The organism is Lachnospiraceae bacterium oral taxon 500 (assembly GCA_002999035.1).
GTDB lineage: Bacteria > Bacillota > Clostridia > Lachnospirales > Vallitaleaceae > W11650.
On record CP027241.1, the window covers coordinates 3,132,697 to 3,146,853 of the forward strand.

Annotated in this window: 14 protein-coding genes; 2 read left to right on the plus strand and 12 right to left on the minus strand. The window is 49.3% G+C overall.

Going from position 1 to position 14,157, the window contains the following annotated elements; genetic code table 11:
- Positions 1–47: 47 nt before the first annotated feature.
- The 10 genes from C3V36_14300 to C3V36_14345 form a co-directional block, all read right to left on the minus strand.
- On the minus strand, positions 48–1,958 hold the full coding sequence (locus C3V36_14300) for an excinuclease ABC subunit C (protein ID AVM70312.1): 1,911 nt from the start codon (positions 1,956–1,958) through the stop codon (positions 48–50).
- Positions 1,951–2,862, minus strand: a complete 912-nt coding sequence (gene trxB, locus C3V36_14305) for a thioredoxin-disulfide reductase (protein AVM70313.1) — start codon at positions 2,860–2,862, stop codon at positions 1,951–1,953. The genes C3V36_14300 and trxB overlap by 8 nt, the downstream gene beginning before the upstream one ends.
- Before the next feature lie 327 nt (positions 2,863–3,189).
- Complete coding sequence (locus tag C3V36_14310) at positions 3,190–4,044, minus strand: hypothetical protein (protein ID AVM70314.1); 855 nt, start codon at positions 4,042–4,044, stop codon at positions 3,190–3,192.
- Between the two features lie 173 nt (positions 4,045–4,217).
- Complete coding sequence (gene rsmI / locus C3V36_14315) at positions 4,218–5,090, minus strand: 16S rRNA (cytidine(1402)-2'-O)-methyltransferase (GenBank protein AVM70315.1); 873 nt, start codon at positions 5,088–5,090, stop codon at positions 4,218–4,220.
- Positions 5,091–5,210: 120 nt separating this feature from the next.
- The gene (locus C3V36_14320) at positions 5,211–5,942 is read right to left on the minus strand and encodes an SAM-dependent methyltransferase (protein AVM70316.1); all 732 of its coding nucleotides are present in this window, start codon (positions 5,940–5,942) and stop codon (positions 5,211–5,213) included.
- Positions 5,939–6,877 carry a stage 0 sporulation protein gene (locus C3V36_14325; protein AVM70317.1) on the minus strand — a complete coding sequence of 313 codons (939 nt, stop codon included), beginning with the start codon at positions 6,875–6,877 and terminating at the stop codon, positions 5,939–5,941. Before C3V36_14325 ends, C3V36_14320 begins: the two co-directional genes overlap by 4 nt.
- Entirely contained in the window at positions 6,874–7,815 is a 942-nt protein-coding gene (gene holB, locus C3V36_14330; protein ID AVM70318.1) for a DNA polymerase III subunit delta', read from the minus strand. Before holB ends, C3V36_14325 begins: the two co-directional genes overlap by 4 nt.
- Before the next feature lie 172 nt (positions 7,816–7,987).
- On the minus strand, positions 7,988–8,425 hold the full coding sequence (locus C3V36_14335) for a DUF327 domain-containing protein (GenBank protein AVM70319.1): 438 nt from the start codon (positions 8,423–8,425) through the stop codon (positions 7,988–7,990).
- Positions 8,422–9,045 (minus strand): dTMP kinase, encoded by a 624-nt coding sequence (locus tag C3V36_14340; protein AVM70320.1) that lies wholly within the window; start codon positions 9,043–9,045, stop codon positions 8,422–8,424. Before C3V36_14340 ends, C3V36_14335 begins: the two co-directional genes overlap by 4 nt.
- A 20-nt stretch (positions 9,046–9,065) precedes the next feature.
- A complete protein-coding gene (locus tag C3V36_14345) occupies positions 9,066–10,307 on the minus strand; it encodes a hypothetical protein (protein AVM70321.1) in 1,242 nt (413 codons plus the stop codon).
- 338 nt (positions 10,308–10,645) lie between these two features.
- Between C3V36_14345 and C3V36_14350 the strand changes: the two genes are divergently transcribed.
- Positions 10,646–11,659 carry a sodium:calcium antiporter gene (locus C3V36_14350; GenBank protein AVM70322.1) on the plus strand — a complete coding sequence of 338 codons (1,014 nt, stop codon included), beginning with the start codon at positions 10,646–10,648 and terminating at the stop codon, positions 11,657–11,659.
- 105 nt (positions 11,660–11,764) lie between these two features.
- Here C3V36_14350 and C3V36_14355 read toward each other — a convergent pair whose 3' ends face one another.
- Positions 11,765–12,943, minus strand: a complete 1,179-nt coding sequence (locus C3V36_14355) for a two-component sensor histidine kinase (GenBank protein ID AVM70323.1) — start codon at positions 12,941–12,943, stop codon at positions 11,765–11,767.
- On the minus strand, positions 12,940–13,617 hold the full coding sequence (locus C3V36_14360; protein ID AVM70324.1) for a DNA-binding response regulator: 678 nt from the start codon (positions 13,615–13,617) through the stop codon (positions 12,940–12,942). The genes C3V36_14355 and C3V36_14360 overlap by 4 nt, the downstream gene beginning before the upstream one ends.
- A 204-nt stretch (positions 13,618–13,821) precedes the next feature.
- Between C3V36_14360 and C3V36_14365 the strand changes: the two genes are divergently transcribed.
- Positions 13,822–14,034 carry a hypothetical protein gene (locus C3V36_14365; protein AVM70325.1) on the plus strand — a complete coding sequence of 71 codons (213 nt, stop codon included), beginning with the start codon at positions 13,822–13,824 and terminating at the stop codon, positions 14,032–14,034.
- The last annotated feature ends 123 nt before the right edge of the window (positions 14,035–14,157 follow it).

Genomic DNA, 14,157 nt, shown 5'->3' on the forward strand with positions numbered 1-14,157 from the left:
TTCCGCCAACCGCCTGCACATGGGTATTTATTTGAAGCCGCTTCCTGTCAGACTTTTTGCACTACCGCAGAATCCCCCGCCGGCTGCCCGGCATGAAAAAAATCATAGACTGTCTGCGCCAGTTTCCGATTCATTGCCGGAACCGCTGCAATTTCCTCGGCCGAAGCTGCTCCGACCTGCTCGGCTGAACCGAAATGCCGAAGCAGTGCTTTGCGTCTGGCCTCACCGATTCCCGGAATATCGTCCAGTACCGACCGCACCTGATCCTTTTGCCGGAGCTTGCGGTGATAGCTGATGGCAAACCGATGTGCCTCGTCCTGAATCCGGGTCACCAGTCGAAAGGCCTCCGGATTTTTTTCAAATTGATACTCTTTTTCCTCAAAAAACAGTCCTCTGGTGCTGTGGGTATCATCCTTGACCATGCCGCAGACCGGAATATTCAGCCCAAACTCCGCCAGCACCTTTTCGGCAGCATGAACCTGACCCTTGCCACCGTCCATTAAGATCAAATCCGGCAGATTGATAAACTTTCCTTCCGGCCGCTCTTCCTGCAAAAAGAACTGCTTTTGTTCTTCCAGCGCCCGGTGAAAGCGGCGACGCAAAATTTCCTCCAGCTGTGCATAATCATCCACCCCTCTGACCTGTTTGATTCGAAACTTGCGATAATCCGAGTTTTTGGCCCGGCCATCCACAAACACCACCATTGAACCGACACTGTATGCGCCGGAAATATGACTGATATCATAGGCCTCAATCCGGTGAATTTCGCTTTTGCTTAAACCAATCGTCTGCAGCAGAGCGTTCATTGCCCCTCTGGCCGCTTCCTCCTGTTTACGGATGGTTGCTCCCATTTGCAGCAAAGCAATCTTCGCATTCTCCTTGGCCAGCTCCGCCAGCTTCTTTTTTTCACCCTTCTGCGGCAGAATTAACTGCACCTTCTGCCCCTTTTTCAGACTAAGCCATTCTTCCAATACCTCTTGGTCAGCCGTTTCTTCAGCCACCACAATCTCTTTGGCAATAAAGGCCGCACCCAAATAAAACTGCTTGATAAAGACCGCGTACAGCTCCGGCAGCGGCAGGTTTTCCGGATTGCCGATATGAAAATGCTCCCGGCCGGTCAGCCTGCCCTCCCGGACAAAGAAAATCTGAGCCAGTGCCCGGTCGGACGTTTCTTCCAGCGCAATCACATCCCTGTCCTGCTTACCTTCCCGGGTAATAATCTGCTCCTCAAACGTCCGCTTCATCAACGCCAGCCGGTCGCGGATTTGGGCAGCCTTCTCAAACTCCATTCGGGCGGCTGCCTCTCTCATTTCCCGCTCCATTTCTTTAAACAGCTCCGCCCGGTCGCCATTTAAAAAAGCAATAATTTCATTAATCTTCTGACGGTGCTGAGCCGCATCAATCTTATCAATACACAAACCGTCACATAGCTTCAAATGATAGGAAAAGCAGGCCCGGTTCCCGTGCTTATGCAGATTTTTATTCAAGCGGCACAGTTTCCAATGCTTTTGAATGAACGCAATCAGCTCCTGCGCTCCGTAAGCGGCTGTATAAGGACCGAAATACTTAGACTTATCCCGCCGCAGCTCCCGGGTGTAAATCACCCGCGGATATTCCTCTTCCACCGTAATCTTAATATAGGGATAGGACTTATCATCCTTGAGCATGGTATTGTATTTCGGCCGATGCTTTTTAATCAGATTCATTTCCAGAATCAGCGCCTCGACCTCGGTATCGGTAACAATCCACTCAAACGCCGCCACCAGCTCCACCATTTTCCGAATTTTGGGCATTAAACCCTCCGGACTGCGAAAATACTGACGAACCCGATTTTTTAAAACCTTGGCCTTACCGACGTAAAGGATTTGCTCCTGCGCATCCTTCATCAGGTAGACGCCCGGTTTATCCGGCAGTTTTTTCAGATTTTCTTCCAAATCAAATGCGGAATCTTTAAGCATTTTTATCCAAATCCATCACGGCCGTGACCGCGTCAGCGCAGGCCGCCATAATCTGCCGGACCGAACCGCTGCGCAAATCGCCCGCCGCGTAAATCCCCGGAACGCTGGTTCGGCAATACCGGTCGGTTATAACCGCCCCCTGGGCATCCTTTTCCACCAAATCGCCCAAAAATTCCGTGTTGGGCTTGGTGCCGACGGCTATAAACACGCCGTCAATCGCTAATTCCCGCGTTTCTCCGGTTTGATTGTGCACCAATGTAACGGCATTCACAAAATCGCCGCCCTTAATCTCCTGAACTTCGGTAAACCACAGAACTTCGACATTGGGCAGAGCCATCAGTCTGGTTTGCAGGGTTTTAGCCGCCCGGAATTGATCCCGGCGATGCACGATATAAACTTTCCGGCACATCCTTGCCAGATAAATCGCATCCTCGACTGCCACATCGCCGCCGCCGGCCACCAGTACGGTTTTATCCCGGTAAAAAGCACCATCGCAGGTCGCGCAGTAAGATACCCCCCGGCCGGCAAACTCCTCTTCCCCCGGCTTGCCTAAAAGCCTCGGCGCCGCGCCGGTCGCCACGATAATATTTCGGGTCAGCAAAACACCGCTGTCCGTAACCACTTCTTTGCAGTCGTCCGCTGTCAGACGAATTTCCCTGACTTCGCCGGTTGTAATCTGTCCGCCCAAATACTGCAAATGTTCCTGCATTTTCTGAGCCAGGTCAAAACCGGAAATACTGCTGTAACCGGTATAATTTTCCACTTCATAGGTATTGATAATCTGTCCGCCGGGAAACGCTTTTTCCAGCAAAACATAATCAAGCTGCGCCCGGGTCGCATAAATCCCGGCCGTAATCCCGGCCGGCCCTGCGCCGATAATAACCGCATCATATATTTTTTCCATCTGTCTATCCTTTTTCGTCGGTTTTCCTTGATTTTTAACTCAACTTTCCCCTGATCGAAGTGCTTCGCACTTCTGCCCGGGTGGGCGACCTACCATAGTCTTTTTTGACTCTATCCCGCTCGGAGAGCGGGTGCCCCTGATCGAAGCGCTACGCACTTCTGCCCGGGCGGGCAGTCTGCCTGATCGAAAACTTCGCTTTCTGCCCGGGCGAGCAGTCTGCATGGACTCACTCTCGCGATTTGCTTTGCAAATCGCATTCCGTTCCTGTCCATGCAACGAGTCTAAAAAAGACTGTTCTGGCGAACATGGGAAAGTTGAGTTTTTAAGTTACAGTTCAGACTCGCCCTCTTTATTCGCTTTTCGTTTTTCCTCTGTCCGGCCAAAGGGCGGCAGGCCCTTCTTGACCAGAAACGGTTCCAGCAAAATTACGATAAAAAGAACCACAAATACATTGTAATAGCTTTCCAAAAGCTGTACCGCGCTCCGCATCAGACCGAACAAAAACATATCCTTATTCTTGTCCTTAAAGAAAATTTCCATCAGGATATAGGTATTAACCCAATTAAAAACCAGCCCCGGAATGGTAACCGCCAAAAACATTTGAAAGAAATATTCGCCAAAGCGCTTCATCTTCTGGCGCCGAACAATCGCGCTGTTAATAAAGTAAAGAATCACTCCCACCAGCCCGGAAACAATAATCACAATACTGCCGCCAACCTGCTTCGCTGCTTCCGGCCGGCCATAGGTCAGACCAAAGCTGACTATACCATATACCAGTAAAACCGCCATCGCTCCCAAATATTGAAGCTGAACCGTGCGCATGGTTTTAGTCTTAAAATACCGCCACAAAAGCCCTACGCCGATTCCGCTTAAAATCGCCGTAATCGTCAGCTGATACAAATAAAAATTACCGGATTTATCCATCAGCACATATCCCAAAAAGTCCGACAGCCCCGCCGCCAGTCCCCCGTAAAGCGGGCCGAACAACACGCCGACTATCTTCAGCGGCGGTCCGTTAAAGCCAATCCGCAAAATCGGAATCCCGACCGGCATAAACATATTAAAGGCTTTGAGCATCAGACTGAGCGCCAGACACAAAGCTGAAAAGACCAGCATAAAAATGGAATTGCTGTTTTTATTATTTAAGTTGCTTTCATCCTTTATTTTGTTTTCATGATTCATTCTTTTCCTATTTGTTCCTTTTTCTTGTCAATACTCTAACTTATAGATTTCCCGTCTGAGCAAAAATACGCAGCACTTCAATCAGACAGACCGCCCGGGCAGAAGTGCGTAACGCTTCGATCAGGGAAAAATTGAGTTAATTTAAAAACTCGGCCTTACTTTCCCATTTCCGGCTATATCCCGCCGGTTTCAGCGCCTTCGCTTCGGCCGTGAAAATACCGGTATAATTCGCGTTTAGCCGTTCCCCTGTCTTTGGCCATTTGCTTAAGCGCCTGTTTCGGCTCGATCCCCTGCCGGACATAAAAATCCAAATGTTCCTCTAAACTCATTTCCGTCCATTGCTGCTTCTCCCGCGCCTGCAGCTCCCGGCGGTCTTTGCCGGCTACGATCAAAACATACTCGCCCTTAGGCGGAGTGCCTTGATAATAAGCCGCCGCTTCATCCAGAGAAAAATGCCGAACTTCTTCATATTTTTTAGTCAGCTCTCTGGCCAGACTGATCCGGCGCTCCCCGCCAAAGGCCGCTGCCATTGCCGTCAGGGTCTTAACCAGACGATGCGGCGCTTCGTAAAAAATGAGGGAATAGGGCAGTTCCGCCACTTCCTTCAGCTTTTCTTCCCTTTCCTTTTTCTCGGCCGGTAAGAAGCCAAAAAATGCAAACTCCTGTAAAGCGTGTTCCGACAGAACCAGCGCGCTGACAAAGGCCGTCGGCCCGGGCACAGTCGTCACCGGAATTCCTCTTTCAATACAGGCCTTAACCAAATCTCCGCCGGGATCGGATATACCCGGCATACCGGCATCGGTGACCAGCGCAATCTTCTTGCCCTCAGCCAAAAGCCGCAAAAAATATTCCTGTTTTTCCCGCTTATTATGTTCATGATAACTGCTCAGCTTATTTTTAATCTGATAGTGCTGCAACAGCTTCTGCGTCTGCCGGGTATCCTCCGCCGCAATCAAATCGGCTTCCGTCAATATCCGAACACAGCGGTAACTGATATCTTCCAAATTGCCGATCGGCGTTCCGGTCAAATACAAACCTCCGTCCATCTGCTCACTCCTTCAACTTTCCGGCCGCCAAAATCAATCCTGCTGTCGCCAGCAGCACCGTTCACCGCCGCTAAGCGCAGGAAACATCTGCGCCGCCATTCCCCATATCCGGCCCGGCTTTTAATACCGGTAAATTTCGAACACTTCCGGCATATAGCTGCCGTCCGGTCGGTAAATCACCAGTGTCGGCTCAATCCGCAGGTAGGGTTTGGCCCCCCGCACCGCTTCCAGCAAAAACAAGTTCGGCTCCTCCTCCGCCTTGGGCTGCACCAGCCGCAGGCGTTTCGGCTCCAGGCCGTATTTTTTCAACAAACAAATAACCTCCGGCAGACGGTTTGGCCGATGCACCATGCAAAGACTTCCCCGCGACTTTAAATGCTGAGCGGCCTTTTGGATAATCGTTTCCAAATCACAGCAAATTTCATGCCGGGCAATCGCCTTATCTTCCTGAGCCGGAACCAGTCCGGCGTTCATATACGGCGGATTGACCGTAATCCGGTCAAAAAAGGACAACGGAAAGATTTTTTCCATTTCCCGCAAATCGCCCTGCCGAACCTCAATCCGCTCCTGCAAATGATTATAGCGGACGGAACGTCCGGCCATGTCAGCATATTTCGCCTGCAACTCAATCGCCCGGTAAGTCGTGTCCGGATAATAGGCCGCCATCAGAATCGGAATAATCCCCGTGCCCGTACCGATATCCAAAATCATTTCCTCGGGCCTGGCCTTGGCAAAATGCACCAGCAAAACCGCGTCCAATCCGAAACAAAAACCGGCCGGATCCTGTATCAAATAATAGCCTTTCACATTTAAGTCGTCCAGCCGCTCCCCGGCTCTGATTAAATCTTTCATCCTTTTTTATTCGGCTGCCTTTTAAAGCCTTTAGCCCTGTCACGTTCCGACTTATCCGCTTCTTTGGCTGCGGACGGATCCGCTTTTTCCGGTTTGGCCTGCTTGTCCGCTGCCTTATGGTTTTTGGGCAAACGTTCCAGCTCTGCCACCGCATATTGAACAATTTCCACATCTTCGCCCTGTTTGATTACGACTTTGACCTGCTGGCGCAAAAGATTAATATACTGAACTTCACCAATTACTCCGGTCGGCGTTTTCACCAGATCGCCAACCTTCGGCGAAATTTTATTCAGCTCCTCATAAGTTTCCTGTTCATATTGCAGACAGCACAAGAGCCGGCCGCAAATGCCGGAAATCTTGCTGGGACTAAGCGATAGACTCTGATCCTTGGCCATCTTAATCGAAACCGGATGAAAATTACTTAAAAAACTGCCGCAGCAGAGCGGCCGGCCGCAGCCGCCGATACTGGGAATCATTTTAGATTCGTCACGCACACCGATTTGGCGCAACTCAATCCGAGTGCGGAAGATAGTCGCCAAATCCTTGACTAACTCCCGAAAATCGACCCGGTCATCCGACGTAAAATAAAACAACAGCTTATTGCGGTCAAAAGTATATTCCGCATCAACCAGCTTCATATCCAGTTCGCGCTCGACAATCTTGGCTTTGCAAACCTGAAAGGCCTCCTTGCTTTTCTCTAAATTTTCCTGATAGATGGCCTCATCTTCCGGCGTCGCACAGCGAATTACCGGCTTCAGATCCTGAACAATTTCTTCCTCGGGTACTTCCTTATCGGCATAAACAACATGGCCGTATTCAATTCCCCTGGCCGTTTCCACGATCACATGGCGGCAGCCTTCATAATTTAGACCATTATCCGCAAAATAATAAATCTTTCCCGCTTTCCGGAAGCGGACACCGACGACCTTTATCATATGTTCTCCTTTAACAAGAATAAACTCCAAATAATTAAACTTTTATTAACATTAGCCTTTAACTGCCTTTTCGCCGCCAGCAGATTATGCGCCAAAAAATAGTATCGGTTCAGGCTCTGAGCAGAAGCTGCTCCCGCCGGCCGCCGGCAAATTCCCCGCAGCCGCTCTGTTAAAGCAATTTGCAGCGTGGTCAAGGCTTCTTCCAAGTTTTCGGCATATTTTTCCAAAACAGAAGTCAATTCTATTATATCATGTTCCGGCGTTTTTATAAACCTGTCCAGCAAATTTTCTATATCCCTTTTCATATCCCGGAACGCTTCCGAATCGGTCAACTGCAAAAGCCGGCCGGGGCTGCCCTCGGCAAAGGCAATCAAATCTTCCCGTTCCGCTCGTCCGTGCCGCTTCAGGAACTCGCGCATTTCAGCCGGCGATAAAGGCTGCAGCTGCAGCCGGATGCAGCGGGAAAGCACTGTTTCCAGGAGCCGGTCTTTATTTTCTGTCAATAAAAAAAAGAGAGCATAGGCCGGCGGCTCCTCGATTGTTTTGAGCAGCACATTTTGGGCCGGTACCGTCATCGACTCGGCCGCTTCGATAATATATATTTTATACCGGCTTTGATAAGGCCGGATTTCCAACTCCCGCAAAACCATCTCCCGGATATCATCCACACCGTATCCGGTTTTCTTTGACGGCTGTACATAAATGACATCCGGATGATTGCCGGAAGCAAACTGAAGGCAGTCCCGGCACCGGCCGCAGCTTTCTCCGCCGGTCGCTTCCCGGCACAGCAAAAAATTAGCCGCCGCTTCCGCCAGCATCCGCTTACCGCTCCCCCGGCTGCCCTCTACAATATAGGCATGAGCCAGTCTTTCGCCGGCATCCGCCCTGCGAAAATATTCTTTTAATTCCTGCTGTCCGATAATTTCCGCAAACTTCATTAGCTGCTCCTTTATCTCATCTTGCGCTCTTTCACGCCTCAAGCCGTCAGTATCGACGGGCACGCCCCAAACCCGAACCGGCAAAACTCTCCCGCCGGCCAGAGCCTAAGCCGCTTTATTTTATCTGACCGTGAAAAAAGCGATCCCTCTTAACAGGCACCGCCTTCTCTCTTCAAACAATCATATCTAACAGCAAGCCTTTAATTTCATCGACCTTCGCCAAAATATTCAGCCCGCTTTTTTCTTCCTTCATCAACTCCTGCGCCAAATCATCCAGCTTTTTATCGACCAGTTTAACCAAGCCGTAAACCCGATGCCGACCGCGCCGATCCAAAAAGTTTTCCCGGGAAAATTGATGCGAATTGGTGACCACCTCATTGACAAAATCCTTAATCAATTCGCGGTAACGCTTCATGTCCTTGATATCGACATGCTTGGCCAGTCTGTCTCCCTGCGCGGCGATATCCTCCATCATTTGCTTCAGTCTGTCATACAACTCCGCATTTTCCAGTTTGGAGGAAAGCACAAACTTAAAATCCGCTTCCGGTGCCTGTGTTTTTACCTGAACCGTCCCCAATGCCGATGTCTGCTCTGTTCTTTCTACTTTCATTGTCTTTCCTTCCCAAACTCCTGCTCCAGCCGCTGCCGGATTTCAGCATGCACCTGTGCCGGAGCCGCGTCTGCATCTATAATCATCCGGGGATAGGGATAGCTTTCCGCCAACTGCCGGAAACCCTGATTAACCTTAGCATGAAACGCCATGGATTCGGCCTCCAGCCGATCCAACTCTTTCTGTGCTTTTTTCCGGCGCAGTGCCTGTTCCTGACTGACAAACAAGAAAATAGTCAAATCCGGCACCCTGCCGTTTATCGCAAACTGATTGATCCGCTCGACCGCTTCCAGTCCCAGCCCCCGGGCAATTCCCTGATAGACATAGGATGACACCACATAGCGGTCGGAAATCACAATCTTACCGGCTGCCAAAGCCGGTTCAATCAACTCAGCCACATGCTGCGCCCGGCTGGCCGCATATAGCAAAGCCTCTGTCCGGGCTGCCATCGCCTGGTTTTCCGGCCGCAGTAAAATTTCTCTGATTTGCTCGCCGATGTCCGTTCCGCCCGGCTCCCGGGTAATGACCGCTTCCTGATGCCGCTGTTCAAAATATTGGCGCAGCAATTCAATCTGCGTCGACTTGCCGGAACCGTCCATCCCTTCAATCGCAATAAACATTTTTCACCTCATCTGCGCAGTTAGCTGAGAATAATCATCTTCTCCGACCATTCGACTGCCTGGAAATAAATTTCTGGCAAATCGTACTCGGCCAATTCATGAACTTCCTTCTTGTCAAAATCGCCTTTTTCATAGGCTAAAAGCGCTTTGTAATCCTCCAGATACGGGCTCTCTTTTTCCATGAGCAGGGTGCTGATGATATTGCTGCTTAGCGGCAGCTCCTTCACAACCTCTTCCATCGGCTTGCCCAAAATTACATCCATCGTTGACAGTACGCCAACCAGCATCATCTCATTTTTATCCTTGAGTGGGTAAGCCTGTTTATCATGGCTCTTTTCCCGAAGAAACTCATTTTTCTCACCCAACAGTTCAAAGAACTTGGCTCTTTGCATACTGACCTTAATCAATTCCTTAGGCTGATCCTTGGCCAGCTTATGCACCATGATTAATGTAAACCACTTACGCAGGGTATCAACGCCCAAAAGCGCCAGCGCCTGCAAAATAGAAGAAATCTGATAGGATTTGGTAAAGTTGGCATTGACCAGCTTGAGCAGCTTATAGGCCGTAATCGGCTCTCTTTCAATAATCAGTGCAATCTTCTTAAAGTCCGGATCTTTGGCTGACATTTCCTTTAAGATGGCAATGTCCTGCGGGCTGATATACTTAACTGCATGAGATTTCATCAGACTGGGCCGGCTGAAGAAATAACCCTGAAAATAATCAAAGCCCATATCCCTGGCCCATTCATAAACTTCCTGACTTTCGATTTTTTCGGCCAGCAGCACTTTTCCCGACTGGCGCATGGTATTATAAATATCCCGAATTTCCTGCTTGGTATTTTGCATAAAATCTACTTTAATAATATCGACCATGTGAACCAGCCGCGGATATTTATAATCAACACAAAAATCATCCAACGCCAGGGTATAGTGATGCTGCTTCAGCTTTATCAGTACCTCGTACAACGCTTCATCCGGCTCGATTGTCTCCAAAAGTTCGACCACTACTTTTCTGGGATCCAGCAACAATGGCATCTCCTGTGTCAGCAGCGACTTATTAAAATTAATAAAAGCTCTGCCTTTGCCAATCAGCTTTTCCATGCCAAAAGAAAAATAACTGTTGATCAATAATTCCGATGTCGCCTGTTCATCCGAAACACTGGGATCAAATGCATTCGTTTCGGAATTTCGATATAACAGCTCATATCCATAAACCTTGCTCTCCCGATCGAATATCGGCTGCCTTGCAACATAAATTTCCATAATCTCCTCTTATTCTTCCAACTATCCATTTGCGTACATACTTGAATTCAACTTATCGCTTCCTTAATATTATCGGAAATTAACCAAAAAATCAATAGTCAAATTTATTTATTATTTCTTTTCGTCCAGATAATCAGATATTTATGTTTGCTGCGACCGGAAGGTTTGATTCCCGCTCAAACTTATAATTCGTCAAATATCAGCAAATTACGGGCGGTTTACCTGACTGTTGCGTTTTTTAAACGATTCGGTGAAAAGCGCTTGACAGACGGGCTGTTCTTTAGTAGTATGAAAAAATATCAAAGCTTTCACTCGCTTTTCTCAGAAAGGATGTCTCTATGGACGCAATACTGCACAGTTTTTTTGAAAGTCAATCTCTTTTTATTCTGCTTCTGATTATCGCTGCCTCCTTTTTTATATTAAGCAAAGGTGCCGATATTTTAGTTGATCAGGCAGTCAGTTTGTCGATTCGCTGGGGCATCCCCAAAATGGTCATCGGCGCAACCATCGTCAGCTTAGGCACAACCCTGCCGGAAGCGACGGTATCGGTTCTGGCCGCCATTAACGGCAATCCCGATATGGCACTGGGCAACGCCATCGGCTCCATTATCTGCGATACCGGTCTGATCATCGGTATCGCCGCCTTAATCGGTACTTTACCGGTTGATAAAAAAACCATTGACCGTCAAGGCTGGATTCAAATCGCCGCCGCCATGCTGCTGTCTGTCATCGCCCTGCCCTTTTACCGCTCCGGCATCGGCGGGCATCTCCCGCAGTGGGTCGGCTTTCTGTTTCTCCTTTTGCTGGCCATTTATCTGTACACCATGATGAAATGGTCAATGACCTCGGGTGTTGATGAGGGCGCTTTGCTGGATGAAAAAAAATCACCGGTTATCCTCCAGCTTCTGAAATTGGTATTGGGCATTGCCATGGTCATTTTTTCTTCCAAAATCCTGATTGGCAGCGTGGAAGTAACCGCTTTGCGGCTGGGCGTTCCGCAGTCAATCATTGCCGCTACTTTGGTTGCTTTCGGCACCAGCCTGCCGGAACTGATGACGGCCATTACGTCCGTGCGCAAAGGTCACGGTGAGCTCGCCATCGGCAATATCATCGGCGCCGATATTTTAAATGTGCTGTTTGTAGTCGGTGCGTCCGCTGCCGCTACCAAAGGGGGACTGCTTGTCCCCAGTCATTTTTACTATGTACAGATTCCGACCATGCTGATTATCCTCATTTTGTTCCGCATTTTTTCCAAAAACGCCAAGTATGTGATTACCAAAAAAGAAGGGCTTGCCCTGCTGCTGTTTTACGGCATTTATTTAATTTTAAACTTCACAGTTAAGCTGTCTTGACTTTGATTTTTCCTGACGGTCAAGCTTAAGGCAAACAGAGCAGATTATCTTAATGGTGATCTGTATTTGCCTATATGAAAGTTTACTTTCGATATAGGCAAATAATTAGCTAACTATCTTGGATACCTGTTTTAAATCGCGCGCCGCCGGCAGTTCCACGGTAAATACCGTGCCGGCCGGCGTGCTTTTTTCAATCCACACCCGGCCGCCGTGAAGCTTGACCGTTTCCCAAACCAGTGCTAAGCCAAGTCCCACGCCGCCCAGCGCCCGGCTGACCGACTTATCCACCCGGAAAAAAGGCTGAAAAATGCTTTTTTGATACTCCGGCGGAATGCCGCCGCCGGTATCAGCTACCCGAATCAGCACCTTGCTGCCGCTGCGCCCGGTTGATACCGTAACCCGGCCGCCGGGGCGATTGTACTTAATGGCGTTTTCCACCAGATTAAAAATCACCCGGTATATCAAAATATCGCTGCCAGTCAGCTCAACCTCCTCGCCGGCTTGCTCGAGCGTGATATTTTGCTTTTCCGCCACCGGCGATAGATCAGCCAGTATTTCCTCAATCATCGGCACCAGCTCAATTCTGTCGGTCCGGCGCACGGTTTCCAATTCACTCATATCCAGCAAAGTCGTTACCATCAGCGACAGTCTTTCCGTTTGTTCCTGAAGCGTGGTAATGATTTCCGTCATATCGGTCATCTTTCCCTGCTCCTTGGTATATAGATCCATTTGTGCCTGCATCAGCGCCAAAGGCGTACGCAGTTCATGAGCGGCGTTGCCGGTAAACTGCCGCTGCGCCTCAAACGCCGTTGAAATTCGGCCTAACATCTGATTAAAGGATTGACTAAGCATCCGAAACTCCGGAATCTCATTTTCATTAACCGCCGACTCAGTCAAGTTTTCCATTTGAATACGCTCTACCTGATTAGAAAACTCGCGCAGCGGCTTTAATGACCGGCCACTGACAAAATAAGCGATCACTCCGCTCAGAAGTGTAACCAGCGCTGTAATCAGCCAGCCGTTGATACTGAAACTGGTTTTGGTATCGTCAACCTGATCAGAAAAAGCCCCGAAAAACTCATCCATCTGTCCTTCCGGAATACTGATATAAAGCTGTTCCGGGTCTTTAAACGTATCGATCTGATAGTCCAGTACCAAACCGCCCAGCGCATCAATATAGAAAGAACCGGAACTATACAGCAGCAGATTCATGGAAATACAGGCTGCCGCAATCAGCAGTGAGGTCATCAGCGTAATCCGCCATTGCAGGGATAATTTTCTCATTTCTCCGGCCCTCCGATCTGATAGCCCACGCCCACCCGATTTTGAATCGGATCATAACCCAGCGCCGCTTTCAGCTTTTTACGGAGCGAAGAAATATGCACCCGAATGGAGTTGCTGAACAAATCAACGCTGCTGTCCCAGACATGATCAATCAGTTCCTCCTGACTGACCGGCCGCCCCTGATGCAGCAGGAGGTACTCCAATATCCCGCCTTCTTTTCGGGTCAGGGCAATGGTTTGCCCCTCCGCCGCCGCTTCCCGGCTTTTGGTGTCAAACGACAGCCGGCCGCACAAAAGGCAAGTATCGCTTTGAATAAACTTGCGCCGGGTCAGACTGCGCACCCGGGCTTCCAGTTCATCCAAATGAAACGGCTTGGCCAAATAGTCATTGGCTCCCGCATCCAGACCCTCAACCTTATCGGCAATTTGACTGCGGGCCGATAAAATCAACACTCCCGTCTCTTCATCCGCCGCCCGCAAAGAGCGCAGTACCTCCATACCGTCCATTTCCGGTAAGTTCAGGTCAAGCACCACCAAATCGTAATGTTCTACCTCCAAAATCTCCTTCGCCTCCCGGCCGTTATAGCAGGTATCCACCTCGTAGCCCGACTGGCGCAGGCTTTTCGCAATCGTATCACACAGCATTTTTTCATCTTCTACTATTAAAAGCCGCATTTGCTCCTCCTTCTTCATCCATTCTTACCGCCGCAGAAACATTTGAGTTGCTTCCATTATAATATGTTTCCTCCCCGCCGGCAACATAGTTACTATACCAGATTAAAATAAAGTTTTTGTTAAATTACAGGGCTTAACAAAAATTTTACACCGCGTGGTGTATGATGGGTTCATCAAGCAGTTGAAGCGCGCAAGCACAAATGAATGCGACCGCAAAGCGGGCATATTCATTTTGCGGCGCTTCTCCAAGGACCGCGGCGAAAGCTTTCAAACGCAGCATTTGGTCTGCCGGGGAACAACCGGAAGCGCGCAAGCATAAATGAATGCGACCGCGAAGCGGGCATATTCATTTTGCGGCGCTTCTCCAGGGACCGCGGTGAAAGCTTTCAAACGCAGCATTTGGTCTGCCGGAGATAGTTAGACTTGCCTGAACGGTACGAACAAATAAGGAAGGTGATTGATAATGAAATGGAAAACAAAAACCAATGCACAGCTGTTTACGCTGGCATTCGGTGCCGCCATGCTTGGGTTAGGCATCTG

What these genes read in the sequence shown, in the direction of transcription:
- C3V36_14300 (AVM70312.1), bottom strand. Translation starts at nt 1,958, where the DNA reads ATGCTTAAAGATTCCGCATTTGATTTGGAAGAAAATCTGAAAAAACTG.
- trxB (AVM70313.1), bottom strand. Translation starts at nt 2,862, where the DNA reads ATGGAAAAAATATATGATGCGGTTATTATCGGCGCAGGGCCGGCCGGG.
- C3V36_14310 (AVM70314.1), bottom strand. Translation starts at nt 4,044, where the DNA reads ATGAATCATGAAAACAAAATAAAGGATGAAAGCAACTTAAATAATAAA.
- rsmI (AVM70315.1), bottom strand. Translation starts at nt 5,090, where the DNA reads ATGGACGGAGGTTTGTATTTGACCGGAACGCCGATCGGCAATTTGGAA.
- C3V36_14320 (AVM70316.1), bottom strand. Translation starts at nt 5,942, where the DNA reads ATGAAAGATTTAATCAGAGCCGGGGAGCGGCTGGACGACTTAAATGTG.
- C3V36_14325 (AVM70317.1), bottom strand. Translation starts at nt 6,877, where the DNA reads ATGATAAAGGTCGTCGGTGTCCGCTTCCGGAAAGCGGGAAAGATTTAT.
- holB (AVM70318.1), bottom strand. Translation starts at nt 7,815, where the DNA reads ATGAAGTTTGCGGAAATTATCGGACAGCAGGAATTAAAAGAATATTTT.
- C3V36_14335 (AVM70319.1), bottom strand. Translation starts at nt 8,425, where the DNA reads ATGAAAGTAGAAAGAACAGAGCAGACATCGGCATTGGGGACGGTTCAG.
- C3V36_14340 (AVM70320.1), bottom strand. Translation starts at nt 9,045, where the DNA reads ATGTTTATTGCGATTGAAGGGATGGACGGTTCCGGCAAGTCGACGCAG.
- C3V36_14345 (AVM70321.1), bottom strand. Translation starts at nt 10,307, where the DNA reads ATGGAAATTTATGTTGCAAGGCAGCCGATATTCGATCGGGAGAGCAAG.
- C3V36_14350 (AVM70322.1), top strand. Translation starts at nt 10,646, where the DNA reads ATGGACGCAATACTGCACAGTTTTTTTGAAAGTCAATCTCTTTTTATT.
- C3V36_14355 (AVM70323.1), bottom strand. Translation starts at nt 12,943, where the DNA reads ATGAGAAAATTATCCCTGCAATGGCGGATTACGCTGATGACCTCACTG.
- C3V36_14360 (AVM70324.1), bottom strand. Translation starts at nt 13,617, where the DNA reads ATGCGGCTTTTAATAGTAGAAGATGAAAAAATGCTGTGTGATACGATT.
- C3V36_14365 (AVM70325.1), top strand. Translation starts at nt 13,822, where the DNA reads ATGCGACCGCAAAGCGGGCATATTCATTTTGCGGCGCTTCTCCAAGGA.